Origin of the sequence: Actinomadura sp. KC345 (assembly GCF_004348515.1) — a bacterium.
Lineage (GTDB): Bacteria > Actinomycetota > Actinomycetes > Streptosporangiales > Streptosporangiaceae > Spirillospora.
This window is the reverse complement of record NZ_SMKH01000208.1, coordinates 1-14,456: the sequence shown is the minus strand read 5'-3', so window position 1 is coordinate 14,456 and position 14,456 is coordinate 1. Positions and strand designations below refer to the sequence as shown.

The following is a 14,456-nucleotide window of genomic DNA, read 5'->3' as shown; positions in this document are numbered from 1 at the left end:
GCCACATGGAACGCCCCACTTCCCTACTCCACGCCCCTCAAACGCCGCGCAGGCACAGGTAGGCGGCGCGATCGGCGTCAACGCCCCGCGAGGACCCGGCCTGCACCGCCCGTCATCCTGATCCGGCTCACAGGCACCGGAATTTCGGGAATGCGCCTAGGACCAACGAAGGTGGGGCGGATATGCAGAAAACTGCGGTGATCTACGAAGGAACGGTCGGCTCCAAATTGGAGACGACATCGTTGACGGTCGTCGGGGTCGACCATTCCGGCCTGGTCGGCGAGGCATTGCGGCTCGCCGAAGCCGGTTGGGAAAGGATCGAACTGTGCGGCGGCGTCGGCGTCGAGACCAGCGCCGAGGTCCGAGACGCGCTGCCCGGCCACGTACGGATCGGCCTGAACCGGTACGGGTTCGAGTCGCTGGAGCTCGTCGCGGATTACAAGCGCGCCTTCGCCGAAGGCGACGAACGGCCCGCCGCGTTCCTGGTCCCCGCCGACGCGGGCGTGGACCGCGCCGAGCACCCCGGCGTGTCCATCATCGGTGTCACCTCACCCGAGCACACCGCGGAGGTGGCCGCCGGCCTCGCCGAGGCAGGTATCGGCCTCATCGAACTCTACGCAGGTCTCGGAACCGAACACGCCGCCGCCGCGGTGCGCGGAAGCGGAGGCCGCGTCCCGGTCGGCTTCGTCGGCTACGACGACTGACCTGGGCCTTCGCCGTCGGGCGTCAGCCTCACCCCTGGAACGACGAGGCCGTCGGCGTGGCGCTGGACGGCAAGGCCGGAGGCGTGATCAAGGCCGAGCTCACCTGGCTGTCCGGTGTATCGGGCGGCTCCGACCTCGACCTGCCGACCGTCGACGTTCGCCGCTGTAGGCGAGGTGTTCGGGAGAAGGCGACCCGCCGGGCAGCGGCGGGAATGCTCGGTTAGGGGCGGTTCCAGGTTGTGGAGGTGACGCCTTGTTCGCGGAGGGTGGCCTTTCGGACCTTTCCCGTCTCGGTCATGGGGAGGGCGGGGACGAAGTCTATGTAGCGCGGCACGGCGAAGGGCGGGAGTTCACGCTCGCAGTGGCGGACGAGGTCGGCGGGGTCGGCCGCGTGGCCGGGGCGGACGACCACGGTCACCATGACCTCGTCCTCGGCCAGGTCCGACGGGACGGGGAACGCGGCGGCCTCGGCGACGGAAGGGTGCGTGCGGACGGCGGTCTCGACCTCGTGGGACGAGACGTTCTCCCCGCGCCGCCTGATGACGTCCTTGATCCGGTCGACGAACCTGTACCGGCCGTCGGCCTCGCGGACGACCCGGTCGCCGGTGCGGCGCCACGAGCCGGGCGGCTCGGCGGGGTCGCCGACATAGCCGGTGGAGAAGGCGTAGGGCTGCCCGGTGCGCACGACGAGTTCGCCCGGCGTCCCGTCGGGGACCGGTGCGAGGTGCTCGCCGACGACCCGCGCGGAGAAGCCGTCGCGGAGGGTGCCCATGAAGCCGGGACGGGACTCGTCGACGCCGGTCCCGATGACGAGGTTGGTCTCGGTCGAGCCGAAGCCGTCGACCAGCGTGACACCGAACCGCTCGCGGAAGTGTTCCCACAGGTGGGCCGGGGTGGCGGGTGCGAGGGCGCGCCACGCGCGATGCGCACGGTCCTGCGGGCCGGGCGGCTGCGCCATCAGCATGGGAACCATCGCGCCGAGCAGGTAGAGCACGGTGGCGTCGGCCTCGGCCACCCGCCCCCAGTAGCGGGACGCGGAGAAATGGGGGCCGAGCGTGTAGGACGCACCCGACACCAGAGCCTGTGCGAGGGCGTTGAGCGCGTTGGTGTGGAACAGCGGCAGGCAGGTGTAGAGGACGTCGTCGCAGTCGAGCCGGAGGGAGTCGGCGACGTTGGCGCCCCACCATCCGAACTGGGCGTGCGGGCAGCGCACCCCGCGCGACGCCCCTGTGGTGCCCGAGGTGAAGAGGATCGCGGCGGTCTCCTCGGGACGTACCGGAGCCGGGCGGCAGGGCGGCGCCTCGCGGGGTGACGGCTCGTCCCGCCCGATGAGCCAGAGCGCTCCGCGGTACCCGGCCTCGGCGAGGCGGGCCGCGTGGCCGGGCTCGGCCACGAGGTACGGCGGTTCGGCGACGTCCAGCGCGTGCCGGAGCCCCTGGCGGCGCAGTCCCGTGTTCAGCGGGACGAGCACCGCGCCGAGCCAGGCGCACCCGAACACCAGGTCCAGGAACTCCGGCCGGTTCTCCGCCATGACCGCGACCCGGTCACCGCGGCGCACGCCTCGTGCGGCGAGCGCCCCGGCCGTACGGGCGGCGGCCTCGGCCGACTCCCGGTAGGTTCGCCGGACGTCGCCGGAGCGCAGGAAGGGACGGTCGCCGAACCGCTCCGCCGCCGTGACGAGGAGGCCCGGAACGGTGGTCGGGGCGTCCGTCACCGCAGGGTCCCGGCGTCGCGGAGCCGCCGGATCCGTTCCTCGGGCAGACCGGCGACCTCGCGCAGCACGGCATCGGTGTCGGCGCCCAGGAGCGGCGCGGCGTCGCGGACCCCGCCGGGGGTCCGGCTCAGGCGGATCGGCGTCCCCTCGTGGAGGAACGCGCCCGCCACCGGATGCTCGCGGCGGACGTAGAAGCCGCGTGCACGCAGGTGGGGATCCTGCTCGACCAGGTCCTGGCCGTTCTGGACCGCCCCCGCCGGGATCCCCCGCTGCTGGAGCAGCTCGGCCGCCGCGTCGGCGGGCATCGTCCGCGCCCACGTCGCGAGCGCCTCCTCCAGATCCGCGTCCGAACCCCCGACCACCGCGCGCAGCGCGTCCCGCTCGGTCGCGGAACGGACGCTGACGGCCAGCCACCGGTCGGGCCCCAGGCACCGGTACACGCCGTGCGGGCGCCACGTCGGATGGGAGTTGCCGCGCGGCTCGGGCGGGACCGGGGCGATCACGCTGGTGCCCATGTGCGCGGTGATGGCCTCCAGCTGCGACAGGTCGATGTGCTGCCCGCGTCCCGTCAGGTCCCGGTGCTCCAGTGCGGCCACGGTCGCGAGCGCGGCCTGAAGCCCCGCGACGATGTCGCCGTGGCCATAGATGACGCCGACCACGTCGTCGGCCGCCCAGCCCGTCAGCCCGGTCAGCCCGGAGCTCGCGGAGACGGTGTCGGCGTAGGACACCCACCCGCTGCGGGGCCCGGTGTGGCCCATCCCCGACATGCTCACGTAGACGATGTCCGGCTTGATCTCGCGGAGCGCGTCGTAGCCGAGCCCCATCTTCGCCATCACCGTGGCGCTGAAGTTCTCCACGACGACGTCGCTGGCGGCGATGAGCTCGCGCAGCACGGCCAGGCCCTCGGCGGTGCGCAGCCCGAGCGCCACGCTGCGCTTGTTGCGGTTGACCTCGTTGAAGTAGCCGTTGCCGTTCGGGTCGGTGTGCCGGCCCCTGGACAGGTGCATGAACGGCGCGAACCGGGTGGGGTCGGGACGCGTCTCCGACTCCACCTTGATCACGTCCGCCCCGTGGTCGGCCAGGACCTTGGTGCAGTACGGCCCGGCCAGCACCCAGGTCAGGTCGAGGACGCGGATCCCGGTCAGGGCGGGTGCGTCCGACGTTCCGCCTGCCCGGCCGGGCAGGCGGGGCGTCTCGAGCAGTGCCTGGTCGGCGCCCCGGTCGGCGGCGGTGAGGGACGCGACGCGCCGCCCCTCCGGGAAGGCGAACGGGAAGCCGAGGTCCGTCCGTTCCCCAGCGGCCGTCCGCGCCGTGAGGAAGAAGTCGCGCGCACGGAGCTGCGGGTTGCGGGGGAGCTCGTCCGGACGCTCCACCGCCGCCCACGGCAGCTTCCTGGACTGGGCCGCCTCGGCGAAGGCGGCCTTGGGCCACCTGCCGAGGAAGTCCTGCACGACCTCGAAGACATGCGTCTGGTGCTTCGTACGCTCGACGGGATCCTGCCAGCGCGGCTCGTCGAGGTCGGCCTGCGCTTTCTCCTCACGGAGCCAGGCCAGCAGCGCGTCCCACATGCGGGGGCTGCCGCCGAGCCCACCGCCGAGGTGGCCGTCGGCGGCGCGGAACAGCCCGTGCGGGACCAGGGGATGCACCCGGCCGGGACGCGTCGGGACGCGGTCCTCGTGCAGGTAGGCCAGCGTGCCCGCCTCCAGGCTCGCGGCGACGCACTCCTGCGCGGAGACGTCGATGAGCTGGCCGGGGCCGTTCCGCCTCGCCCGCAGTCCCAGCAGGACGGCGATCGCCGCGTTCACGCCCGCGAGCTGCTCGGCCTGGTTCTCCGGAAGCGCCAGCGGCGGCCCGTCGGGGTCTCCGACCTGCGCCAGCATGCCGCCGAGCGCCGCCACCACCAGGTCGGTGCCCTGCCAGGAGGCACGCGGGCCGCCGCACCCGAACGGCGTGACGCGCACGTGCACGAGATGGTCGAGGGAAGGCCCGCCGGACGGGGTGCCGTCGAGCAGGACGTCGGCGCTCTCCAGCAGGCGCCGGAGCGCCACCGCGTCCGCGGGGTCCAGGACGACCGACCGCTTGCCCGCGTGCCAGTGCGCGAACGACCAGCCGTCCAGCTCGTCCCGGGTGGGGTCGCCCTCCGGCGGCTCGACCAGCACCACCTCGTGGCCGAGTCCCACGAGCAACCTGCCCGCGAACCGCGTGAACGGGCTGGACAGTTCGACGACCCGTACCGGCGACGCCATCTCAGTGCTCCTGGTTCAGAAAACCGGTCACGACGCTGTAGTAGTCGTGGGGGCGTTCCTCCTGGAGGTGGTGGGAGACGCGGTCCATGACGTGCAGGTTCCCCTTCGGAATCATGCGGGCCAGCATCAGCGGGTAGTCGGGGGTGAGGAACGCATCGTGCATTCCCCACATGAACAGGGTCGGCGCCTGGATCGTCTCGATCACACCGGACAGATCCTGCCATTCGCCACGCGGGTCGTCGGACGCACTGGCCAGCGCCATCTCGCCGGGGTCGAGGCTCTGCTCGTAACGCATGGTCACGGTGTCGTCGGGGATGGCATCCGCGTCGTACCACTCCAGGCGGGCCAGCAGCTCCCGCATCTTTTCCCAGGACGGGCCGGTGCCGCCGAAGTAGACGTCCCGGGCCTTGCGCCCCCGGTGGCCGCGCTCCGGCAGCGGTGCCAGCGGGCCGTGCCAGACCGGCTGGCTGCCCGTGATCACCAGCGACCGGACGCGCTCGGGATAGCGGGCCGCGAGGTTGAGTGCGATCGAGCCGCCCCAGGAGTTGCAGACGAAGTCGGCGCGGGGGAGGTCCAGCGCGTCCATCAGCGCCACCGTTCTGGCGGCGTGGAAGTCCCACATCGGGCCCTTGATCACGGTTTTCTCGGACTTGCCGTACTGCAGGATGTCCACCAGGAAGACCCGCCGGTCGGCGGCGAACAGCGGTGCCACCTGGCCGAAGTCGGACCAGCCGGTACAACCCGGCCCACCGCCGTGCAGGAAGATCGTCGGGCTTCCCTGACCCATCTCGATGTAGTGGTAGGCGACATCGCCGGCCTTCGCGTACGCGCCCTCCGGCGCGGGCCGGATCCGCATGAGGTCCATGATCCCGATCGTGGCCGGGCGGCGGGACGGAGGCCAAGCGCACCGGTCCGCTGAGCGGGCCGGTGCCGTGGCCCGCACGGGCGCGCGGGCCTAGCCTCCGACGGGAGAACCGCCCTGATCAGGACGGTCCGCCCCGGATGAGAGGGAGCCGGCTCATGACGGTCACCGACGACGTCCCGGAGAATCTGGCGAACATCCCCGCCCCGCCCGCCTTCCCGACGGCCGACGAGGAGCGGGAGCACCGCAAGCGGCGGACCGCCGCCGGCTACCGGGTCCTCGCCCGGTTCGGCCTGGACGAGGGGATCGCCGGACACATCACCTGCCGGGACCCCGAGCTCACCGACCATTTCTGGACCGCCCCCTTCGGCCGCTACTTCGGCGGCATCCTGCCCCGGGACCTGATGCTGGTGAGCGGCGAGGGCAAGGTCGTCGAGGGCGAGGGGCGGCTCAACCGGGCGGCGTTCGCCATCCACTCCGAGGTGCACGACGCCCGTCCCGACATCGTCGGAGCGGTCCACGCGCACGGGCTGCACGGCAAGACCTTCTCGTCCCTGCACACGACGCTGGCGCCGCTCACCCAGGACGCCTGCGCCTTCTACGGCTCGCACTCCTTCCACGAGGACTACACCGGTGTGGTGTTCGATCCGGAAGAAGGGCGGCGCATAGCCGCCTCGCTCGGCGACGGCAAGGCGGTGATCCTCGCCAACCACGGCCACCTCACCGTGGGCCGGACGGTGGACTCGGCGATCTGGTGGTTCGTCACGATGGAGCGGTCGTTCCAGTCCGAGCTGCTGGCCCGCGCCGCCGGAGATCCGGTGCCGCTGGACGACGAGACCGCGCGGCTGACCGCCGGGCAGGTGGGCGGCGAGGACGTGGGATGGTTCGCGTTCCAGCCCATCTGGGAGCGGATCCTCTCCGAGCAGCCGGACCTCGCCGGATGACCCCGGCCACCGGCGCCACCGCACTCGATCTGGCCGAGGAGCGGGCTCGGGCCGCCGTCGGGCGGGTCGAGCACCGCTCGCTCGGCACGGTCGGCGCGGCGGCCTCCGCCGAGTTCGCGCGGGCGGCCGGCGAGACGGCCCCGCATCTGGTGGACCCGGGCCACGCCACGTTCACCGTCCACCCGATGTACCTGGTCAGCCTGCTGCGCGGTGCGCCGGGCGCCGATGCGGACGAGTTCCGCCCGGACGGCATGTACCGGGACGAGGTCCCCGGCACCGACGGGCTCGATGTGCGGCTGATGGCGGGCGGCCAGGACGTGCGCTTCCGCGGGCGGGTGCTCCCGGGCGAGCGGGTCGAGGTGCGGCGCGTCCTCGAATCGGTCGAACGCAAGGGGAAGGGGGCGGGCTTCCTGCTGCTCACGGTCGCCAAGACCTACGGCACCGAACGCAGCGAGCTGATCGAGGTCACCGAAAGGTTCATCGTTCGTTGAGACACGACATCCGCGCGGGCACGCCGGTCCCACCGGTCGACCTGGTCCCCGACGAGATCACGCTGCTGCGTTTCGGCGCCGTCACCCGCAACACGCACCGCATCCACTACGACACGGCGTTCGCCCGTTCCGAGGGACTGGACGGGCCGGTCGTCATGGCGCAGCTGCACGGCTGCCTGTTCTACCGCGCCGCCGCCGGTTTCGCGGGCGGCGAGGTCGACGTGCTGTCGGTGGGCTGGCAGAACCGTTCCCCCGCGTACGCGGGGGAACGGCTGGTGGTCTCCGGCGTCGTCGCGTCGGTCGACGCGGCCACCGGGGAGATCACCCTCGCGCTGGAGGAGCACCGCGGCGACGCCCCCGGCACCCTCTGCTGCCGGGGCCAAGCCACACTGACCCTCCGTTGACTTGCGGCGTTGGTGTTATCCGGCCTGCCATGACAACAACACGCCGCAAGTGAACGGGGGCGGGTTAGAAGTCGAGGGCGATCTTTCCGATGGCGGTGCCGGTGCGGAGGCTTTCGGCCGCCTCGGCGAGCCGGTCGGCCGGGTACCTCTCGATCGGCAGCGTGAGCTCGCCCGTCGACAACTCGGCCAGGAGCCGGTCGGCGTCTGCCGCGACCTCCGCTCCCCGGGTCATCAGGTTGACCGGCAGCAGCGACACCTCGGCCAGCAGGAAGTCCGCGAGGTCGACACCGAACTCGCGCCCGGCCGTGTAGCCGACCAGCGCGACCCGGCCGCGCCCGCGCACCAGCCCCAGCACCGTGGAGAGCGCCGGCCCGCCGACCGTGTCGATCACCGCGTCGAGGGGGCCGCCCACGGCGTCCGCCGACAGGTCCCCGGCGAGCACGCCCTTGGCCGGGGCCGGGACGTGCGCCAGTTTGGCCGGGCGGCCGACCACGCCGACCACCTCGGCCCCGGCGCGGGCGGCCACCTGCACGGCCAGTGCGCCGACCGCGCCCGACGCGCCGGTCACCGCGACCCGCTCTCCGGGACGGATCGCGGCGACGGAGTGGACCGCCACGTGCGCGGTCCCGGCGGGCGAGAAGAAGCAGCACGCCAGCGCGGGATCGGTGCCCTCGGGTACGGGCACGACGGCCGAGTCCCGCACCACCGCGTGCTCGGCCCAGCCGCCGTCCCGCTTCAGCCCGGCGCCGCCGCCCCGGAAGCGCACGGCGAGCCCCTCGGGGTGGACGTCCGAGGCCACCACGACCCCGGCCGCCTCGGTGCCCGGCACGGCCGGCAGATCGGGCAGGACCCCGAACCGGCCGTCCACCACGTTGAGATCGAGGTGCCCGACCTGCGCGGACCGCACCCGGATCAGGGTGTGGCCGGGCTGCCGCTCGGGCACCGGCCGTTCCACCAGCCGGGGCAGCCTGCCGAATTCCTCCAGCACCAGCGCCCGCGAACGCTCGCTCACACCTTCACCTCGTAACGCTTGAGGACGCGGGACGCCGCGAGCCGCAGCACCCGGTCGAAGACGAACCCCAGGATGCCCAGCACGATGATGCCGACGAACACCCAGTCGATACGGCCGTAGTTGCGGGAGGTCCAGATCAGCGCTCCCAGCCCCACCTCCGCCGCGACGATCTCCGCCGACACGATGGTCAGGAAGCTGTTGCCCATCGCCAGCCGCGCGCCCGTGACGATGTGCGGCACGGTCGAGGGCAGGACGACGCTGCGCATGATCTGCCAGCGGCCGGCGCCGAGGCTCGCCGCGGCGCGCAGCTTGGTCTCGTTCACCGACAGCACGCCCGCGATGGTGTTCAGGGTGACGATGAAGACCGCCGTGTAGAAGATCAGCACGACCTTGGACGCCTCGCCGATCCCCAGCCACACCACGGCCAGCGTGACGAACGCGATCGGAGGGATGAACCGGAAGAACTCGATGTAGGGGTCCAGCAGCCTGCGGATGATCGGGACCTGGCCCATCAGCAGCCCCACCGGCACCCCGACCGCCAGGCCGAGGCCCCAGCCGATCAGGATCCGGCGGCTGGAGGCGATCACCGAGTTGGTCAGCGTGCCGTCCGCCGCCAGCTCCCGGGCGGCGGAGACGGTCTGGCCGGGCGAGGCGACCAGCGCCGAGCCGTACCGCATGGCCAGCAGCTGCCACACCGCGATGCCCGCGGCGATCGACACCGCGAACATGCCGAGCGAGCGCAGCCATCCCGCCAGCGCGCTCGGCTTGCGCCGCTCGACGTCCGGGGTGGCGGGGGCGTCCGCGGAGACAACCGTCATCGTCCCTCCCCGGGTACGTCGGCCGGATCGTCCACGCCCTGCTCCCGCAGGGCCTTGCGCACCTCTTCGCCGATGTCGCGGCGCAGCGCGGCGCGCAGCTCGATCGCCTCGGGCGCCGTGTCGTCGCGGGGCCGGGGAAGGTCCACGGGATAGACCGCCTTGATGGTGGCGGCGGGACCGGCCGTCATGACCGCGATCCGGTCGCCCAGCACGATCGCCTCGTCGATGTCGTGGGTGACGAACACGACGGTGCAGCCGGACGCCCGCCAGATCCGGGCCATCTCCTCCTGCATCACCTGCCGGGTCTGGGCGTCCAGTGCGCCGAACGGCTCGTCCATCAGCACGACGCTCGGTTCGTTGGCCAGCACCCGGGCGATCTGGACGCGCTGCCGCATCCCGCCCGACAGCTGGCCCGGGAACCGGTCGGCGCAATGCCGCAGCCCCACCAGCCCGAGGTACTCGTCGGCGACCTTCTTCTGCTCCGCCCGGGACCGTCCTCGCATGCGCGGACCGAACGCCACGTTCTGCTGGACGCTCATCCAGTCGAAGAGCGCCTCGCTGCTCTGGAACACCATCCCGCGCCCGGGGTCCGGGCCTGTGACGGGCGCGTGGTCCACGGTGAGGCGCCCGTCCCGCACGGGGACGAACCCCGCCAGCGACGACAGCACCGTCGACTTGCCGCAGCCGCTGGGGCCGAGCAGGCACAGGAACTCCCCGGCCGCGATGTCCAGGGAGATGTCCCGGACGGCCACGAAGGACCCGAAGCCGATGTCCACACCTGAGAGGGACACCGCCGCCCCATGGGAGGTGCCGTTCTTCGCCGGAGGCGACTCACCCGGCCGCGGCCGGTGGCCGGTATCAGTGGCCTTGGTCATCCCGTTCCCTTCACCTTGGCGGTCACCCAGCCCCGGAGGACGGTGGCGTTCAGATCCGGCTTGGTCTTGACCTTGCCAGTGCTCAGATACCACTCGGCCGTGCTGGTGTAGCCCTTCATGTCGGCGGTCACGATGTCCCGCACCTTGAAGTCGATCTCACGGACCGCGGTCTCGGTCTGCTCGGCCGGCACCTTGGCGGCCTTCCGCGTCGCCTCGGCCGCCGCCTTCGGATCCGACTCCACCAGCGCGGTCGCCTCCTCCAGCGCCTGGGCGACCCTGACCGCGGTGCTCTCGTTGCCGCTCAGCCACTCCTGGCCGGTGATCAGCCAGTGCTGGTAGCTCAGTCCGTAGTCGCCCGTGGTCTCCTGCACCTTGCCACCCAGTTCGACGCCCTTCGCGGGCCACGGCTCCCACAGCGTGTAGGCGTCCACCTCGCCCTTCTGCAGCAGGGCCGGGATCTCCGGCGGGTCGGCGGTCACGAGTTTCACCGAGTCCACATCGATCTTCTTGGACTCCAGGTACTTGGTCATGGCCAGTTCCGAGAGGCCGGGCACCACCGCCACCTTCTTGATCTGCGACGGGTCGGAGATCCCGGATCCGGTGACCACCTTCAGGTAGCGGCCGGACTCCTGGTAGACCAGCAGCGCCCGCAGGGTGGGGTTCTGCTGGAGCTGGGCGATGGTCGTGGTGTCGGAGCTGCCGGCCATCTGGACCTGGCCGCCGGCGATCGCGTCGACGGCCTCGCCGCCGCGGCCGAACTGGACCAGCTCGACGTTCAGGTCGTGCTTGCCCCACAGGCCCTTGGAGTCGGCGAGGAAGAACGGCGCGTACGCCGCGTCGATCCCGATGGCGATCCGGATCGCGGGTCCGGTGGCCGCGTCGCCGCCAGAGTCGGTGGTGGCGCTGCTGCACGCCGACAGCGTGAGAAGCGCGACGATGAGCGAGAACGCGCCCTGGAGGCGCCATCTCCTGGCCTGTGCGTCCATAACACCTCTTAAGTGGAAGAGGACTGCGGTGAGGCAGGTGAGCGGGATGCAGCCGGATCCGGCGAAGACTAGGCCCGGGTCCGTTGCGTGTGAATGGCGCGGGGTCCACTGAGCGGAACACCTTCGCAGGCGCGCCTCACGCTCCGCGAACGCCCCGGGAACGGCGCGGTCTGCTCAGCGGGACGAGTCCATAGGCGAACGGGCCCGGCCGGACCGATGCTCGGAGACGTGGCATTCCGGCCGGACAGCAGGAGGACTTTCAGATGACGGGTGGGGAATCCCTCGAACCCAAGGCCGCGGCCCCGGAGCGCCGCCCGGCCGGGGCGCCAGGCCGGCAGGACTGGTCGTCATGGCCCCACTACGAGGCGGCGGCCCAGGGCTTCCGCGGCTACTGGTACCCGGTGACCTGGTCGAGTCACATCACCGGGAAGCCCCGCCCGTACACGATCTGCGGAGACCGGATCGTCCTGATCCGGGACGGCGGCACGGCGTACGCGCTCCACGACCGCTGCCCGCACCGGGGCGTCCCGCTGTCGGAGGGCGACCAGCAGTTCCCGGGCACGATCAGCTGCCCGTACCACGGCTGGACCTACGACCTGGCCAGCGGACGGCTGGCGGCGGTGATCACCGACGGGCCGGACTCGCGGATCTGCGGCAAGGTCACCGTGCGGACGTACCCCGTCGAGGAGCGCCTCGGCATGGTGTGGGTCTACATCCCGGTGGCCGCCGAGGAGCCGCACCCGATCGACGAGCAGCTTCCCGAGGAACTGGTCGCCAACGGGTTCGTGATGGGCGGACGGATCGATCCCCGGCGCGGCAACTGGCGTTTCGCCTGCGAGAACGGTTTCGACGAAGGCCACGCCAAGTACCTGCACCGGACCTCGCTCTGGCGGCTGTTCAAGCCGATGCCCACCTGGAACGTGACACGGATCGTCCCCGGCGGCCGGTGGATCTACCGGGTGCAGGACGAGGTGCACTGGGAGGCCCACTTCCCGGGTGTGGGGCGGTGGACCAACAAGCGCTGGTGGAAGATGCGGCCTCCCAAAGAGGCGTTCAACATCGGCAACACCGGCAAGCCCAAGCAGGTGAACCCGACGATCGAGGCCCAGGAGTTCCCCGGATTCGCCTCGGTGTCGATGCCGGGCGTGCTGCGCATCGCCTACCCGAACTTCATCCACTACGAGTTCTACGTTCCCGTCGACGCCGACAACCACCGCTACGTCGGCGTGATGGTCAACTTCATCGAGGGCTGGCAGACCCTCGGCTTCTACGCCAAGTACCTGGGGGCCGTCCGGTGGCTGTTCCACGGCCAGTTCTCCGGCCAGGACGCCTGGATGGTCGACGTCACCGACGCTCCCCCCGAGAAGCTCTACCGGCCCGACGTCTCCCTGACCGCGTGGCGGAGCCTCTCCCAGGAGGAGTACGCCAAGAAGCTCGCCGACTGCGGCGTCGCGCCCGCCCCCAAGCCGAAGAAGAGGTGAGAACGTGAAGCGCTTCCTACCCGCGATGCTCATCGGTGCCGTGCTGGCCGTGTCGATCCCGATGCTCTGGCGTTGGATCGCCCGGACCAGCGACACCCAGGTCCACCGGATCCACCAGTGACCGACGGGCTTTCCGGGCTCGACGACCCGCGCCGCCGCTGGGTGTCGGAGGCGTGGCGGCATGTGACGGCCGAGCGGTTGCGCGAGCTGATCGTCGGCCTGGTGGACGTGCCGAGCCCGACCGGGGACGAGGGGCCGCTGGCCGCGCACATCGCCGCCACGCTGGACAAGGCGGGCTGCGCGGCCCGGGTGCAGCCCCTCGACGACCGGCAGGCCAACGCGTGGGCCCGGTTGGACGGCGACGGTACCGGCCCCGACCTGATGCTGTACGCGCCGATCGACACGCTGACCGCGGGAGAGGCGAGCGAGGACGTCCCGTGGATCGGGCCCGGACTGCGTCCCGACATGCTGCCCCGCGCGGTCGTCGACGGCGACCTGGTGATGGGGCTGGGAGCGTCCAATCCCAAGGGTCACGCCGCGTGCGTGATGATGGCGGCCGAGGCGATCGGGAGCGCCGGGATCCCGCTGACCGGTGACCTGATCGCGGCGTTCGGCGCCGGCGGCATGCCCGCCAACGCGCGCCCCGCGGGCCCACGGCTCAACACCGGGCAGGGCGTCGGCTGCTCGTTCCTGCTGGAGCAGGGCGTGTGGGCCGACTACGCCGTGATCGCCAAGCCGGGCTGGACGGTCTCGTGGGACGAGGTCGGGCTCGTCTGGTTCGAGGTCACGGTGCACGGCACCCACACCTACGTGGGGTCACGGCACCGGCTGCCGTACGAGAACGCCGTCGCGCGGGCCGGGCTGGTCGCGCAACGCCTGGAGGAGTGGTTCGCCGAGTACGCGGAGCGGCACACCGAGGGGACGGTGGCGCCGCAAGGCGTGGTGTCGTCCATCCGGGGCGGCTGGCCGCGGATGGCGGCGGTGACCCCGGCGGCCTGCACGATGCGCGTGGACCTGCGGATCGGCCCCCGGACACCCCCGATGCAGGCCAAACGGGAGTTCATGGCGGCCGTGGACGCCATCCGCGCCGAGAACCCCGGCCTCGCCGTGGACGCCGAGATGATCCTCGCGATCCCCGGGAGCGCGTCCGATCCGGGCGGCCCGGTGTGCCGCAGCGCCATCGCCGCCTGGGAGGCCGTCGAGGGACGCGAGCACGAGGTGATCCGCGGCAACAGCGGCGCGACCGACGCCAACATCCTGCGGAACCGGGGGGTCCCCACGGTGCGGGTCGGGATGCCGAAGATCGCGCAGGCGTCCGAGGAGATCGACTTCTCGCTCGGCATGAACGCCGTGGACGTCCGGGAGATGGAACGGCTCACCCGGCTCCTGATCCGGACCGCCGTCGACACCGTCACCCGGACGCGCGGCGAGGTGACGGCACACGTCGGCGAAGGAGCCCTGCCATGACCGAGATCGTCCTGGGTGTGGGGGCCTCCCACTCCACCCTCATGAACACGCACTGGGAGGAGACCGTCCACAAGGACCGGGCGGAGCGGTTCAGGGACGCGCTGTCCGAGGCCCGCGAGGAGATCGCGAGGGCCCGTCCCGACACCGTGCTCCTGGTCGGCTCCAACCACTTCCGCGGCTTCTGGCTGGACCTGATCCCCAGCTTCACCATCGGGGTCGGCGAGTGCCTGGCCAGCGGCGAGTCCGGGACGCCCGAGGGCCCGCAGCCGGTGGACGCGCCGCTGGCCGGGCACATCGCCGGCGCGCTGGTGGAGGGCGGCCGGTTCGACGCGGCCTTCTCGGCCCGGCTGCAGATCGACCACGGCCAGTCGCACGCGATCCAGTACCTGCTGCACGGGCTGGACGTGGAGATCGTGCCGCTGGTGGTGAACGTCTTCGCCCACCCGCTGCCC

At 72.0% G+C, this 14,456-nt stretch carries 14 protein-coding genes and 1 pseudogene; 8 read left to right on the top strand and 7 right to left on the bottom strand.

Features of this window, described 5'->3' with window-relative positions; translation table 11 throughout:
* Positions 1-182: 182 nt before the first annotated feature.
* Positions 183-704 carry a DUF6506 family protein gene (locus E1281_RS27780; RefSeq protein WP_131882668.1) on the top strand — a complete coding sequence of 174 codons (522 nt, stop codon included), beginning with the start codon at positions 183-185 and terminating at the stop codon, positions 702-704.
* A gap of 56 nt (positions 705-760) precedes the next feature.
* A complete protein-coding gene (locus E1281_RS40540; RefSeq protein WP_165959139.1) occupies positions 761-928 on the top strand; it encodes a hypothetical protein in 168 nt (55 codons plus the stop codon).
* Here the strand turns inward: E1281_RS40540 and E1281_RS27775 are convergent.
* From E1281_RS27775 to E1281_RS27765, 3 genes are read right to left on the bottom strand one after another with little or no spacing between them, the layout of a single operon-like run.
* A complete protein-coding gene (locus E1281_RS27775) occupies positions 925-2,418 on the bottom strand; it encodes an AMP-binding protein (RefSeq protein WP_131882667.1) in 1,494 nt (497 codons plus the stop codon). The genes E1281_RS40540 and E1281_RS27775 overlap by 4 nt on opposite strands.
* A complete protein-coding gene (locus E1281_RS27770; RefSeq protein ID WP_131882666.1) occupies positions 2,415-4,664 on the bottom strand; it encodes a CoA transferase in 2,250 nt (749 codons plus the stop codon). Before E1281_RS27770 ends, E1281_RS27775 begins: the two co-directional genes overlap by 4 nt.
* A 1-nt stretch (position 4,665) precedes the next feature.
* Complete coding sequence (locus E1281_RS27765; protein WP_131882665.1) at positions 4,666-5,529, bottom strand: alpha/beta hydrolase; 864 nt, start codon at positions 5,527-5,529, stop codon at positions 4,666-4,668.
* A 155-nt stretch (positions 5,530-5,684) separates the two neighbouring features.
* On the opposite strand from E1281_RS27765, the gene E1281_RS27760 reads away from it, so the two are divergent.
* The 3 genes from E1281_RS27760 to E1281_RS27750 are packed head-to-tail and all read left to right on the top strand — an operon-like array spanning position 5,685 to position 7,365.
* Positions 5,685-6,470, top strand: coding sequence for a class II aldolase/adducin family protein (locus tag E1281_RS27760; protein WP_131882664.1), 786 nt, complete (start codon positions 5,685-5,687; stop codon positions 6,468-6,470).
* Positions 6,467-6,961, top strand: a complete 495-nt coding sequence (locus E1281_RS27755; protein WP_131882663.1) for a MaoC family dehydratase N-terminal domain-containing protein — start codon at positions 6,467-6,469, stop codon at positions 6,959-6,961. The genes E1281_RS27760 and E1281_RS27755 overlap by 4 nt, the downstream gene beginning before the upstream one ends.
* Positions 6,958-7,365, top strand: coding sequence for an acyl dehydratase (locus tag E1281_RS27750; RefSeq protein ID WP_131882662.1), 408 nt, complete (start codon positions 6,958-6,960; stop codon positions 7,363-7,365). Before E1281_RS27755 ends, E1281_RS27750 begins: the two co-directional genes overlap by 4 nt.
* 64 nt (positions 7,366-7,429) lie before the next feature.
* Here E1281_RS27750 and E1281_RS27745 read toward each other — a convergent pair whose 3' ends face one another.
* From E1281_RS27745 to E1281_RS27730, 4 genes are read right to left on the bottom strand one after another with little or no spacing between them, the layout of a single operon-like run.
* Positions 7,430-8,377 carry a zinc-binding dehydrogenase gene (locus E1281_RS27745; RefSeq protein WP_131882661.1) on the bottom strand — a complete coding sequence of 316 codons (948 nt, stop codon included), beginning with the start codon at positions 8,375-8,377 and terminating at the stop codon, positions 7,430-7,432.
* Positions 8,374-9,195 carry an ABC transporter permease gene (locus E1281_RS27740; RefSeq protein WP_131882660.1) on the bottom strand — a complete coding sequence of 274 codons (822 nt, stop codon included), beginning with the start codon at positions 9,193-9,195 and terminating at the stop codon, positions 8,374-8,376. The genes E1281_RS27745 and E1281_RS27740 overlap by 4 nt, the downstream gene beginning before the upstream one ends.
* Positions 9,192-10,070: an ABC transporter ATP-binding protein gene (locus E1281_RS27735; protein WP_131882659.1), complete on the bottom strand. Its 879-nt coding sequence runs from the start codon at positions 10,068-10,070 to the stop codon at positions 9,192-9,194. The genes E1281_RS27740 and E1281_RS27735 overlap by 4 nt, the downstream gene beginning before the upstream one ends.
* Entirely contained in the window at positions 10,067-11,056 is a 990-nt protein-coding gene (locus E1281_RS27730) for an ABC transporter substrate-binding protein (RefSeq protein WP_131882658.1), read from the bottom strand. Before E1281_RS27730 ends, E1281_RS27735 begins: the two co-directional genes overlap by 4 nt.
* 263 nt (positions 11,057-11,319) lie before the next feature.
* Here E1281_RS27730 and E1281_RS27725 point away from each other — a divergent pair, with 263 nt between their 5' ends.
* The 3 genes and pseudogenes from E1281_RS27725 to E1281_RS27715 all read left to right on the top strand — a co-directional run.
* Positions 11,320-12,537, top strand: a complete 1,218-nt coding sequence (locus E1281_RS27725; RefSeq protein ID WP_131882657.1) for a Rieske 2Fe-2S domain-containing protein — start codon at positions 11,320-11,322, stop codon at positions 12,535-12,537.
* 117 nt (positions 12,538-12,654) lie between these two features.
* Positions 12,655-14,004, top strand: a complete 1,350-nt coding sequence (locus E1281_RS27720) for a deacylase (RefSeq protein WP_131882656.1) — start codon at positions 12,655-12,657, stop codon at positions 14,002-14,004.
* Positions 14,001-14,456, top strand: a pseudogene (locus E1281_RS27715) (hypothetical protein); the annotation flags it as partial. The gene E1281_RS27720 and the pseudogene E1281_RS27715, both read left to right, overlap by 4 nt.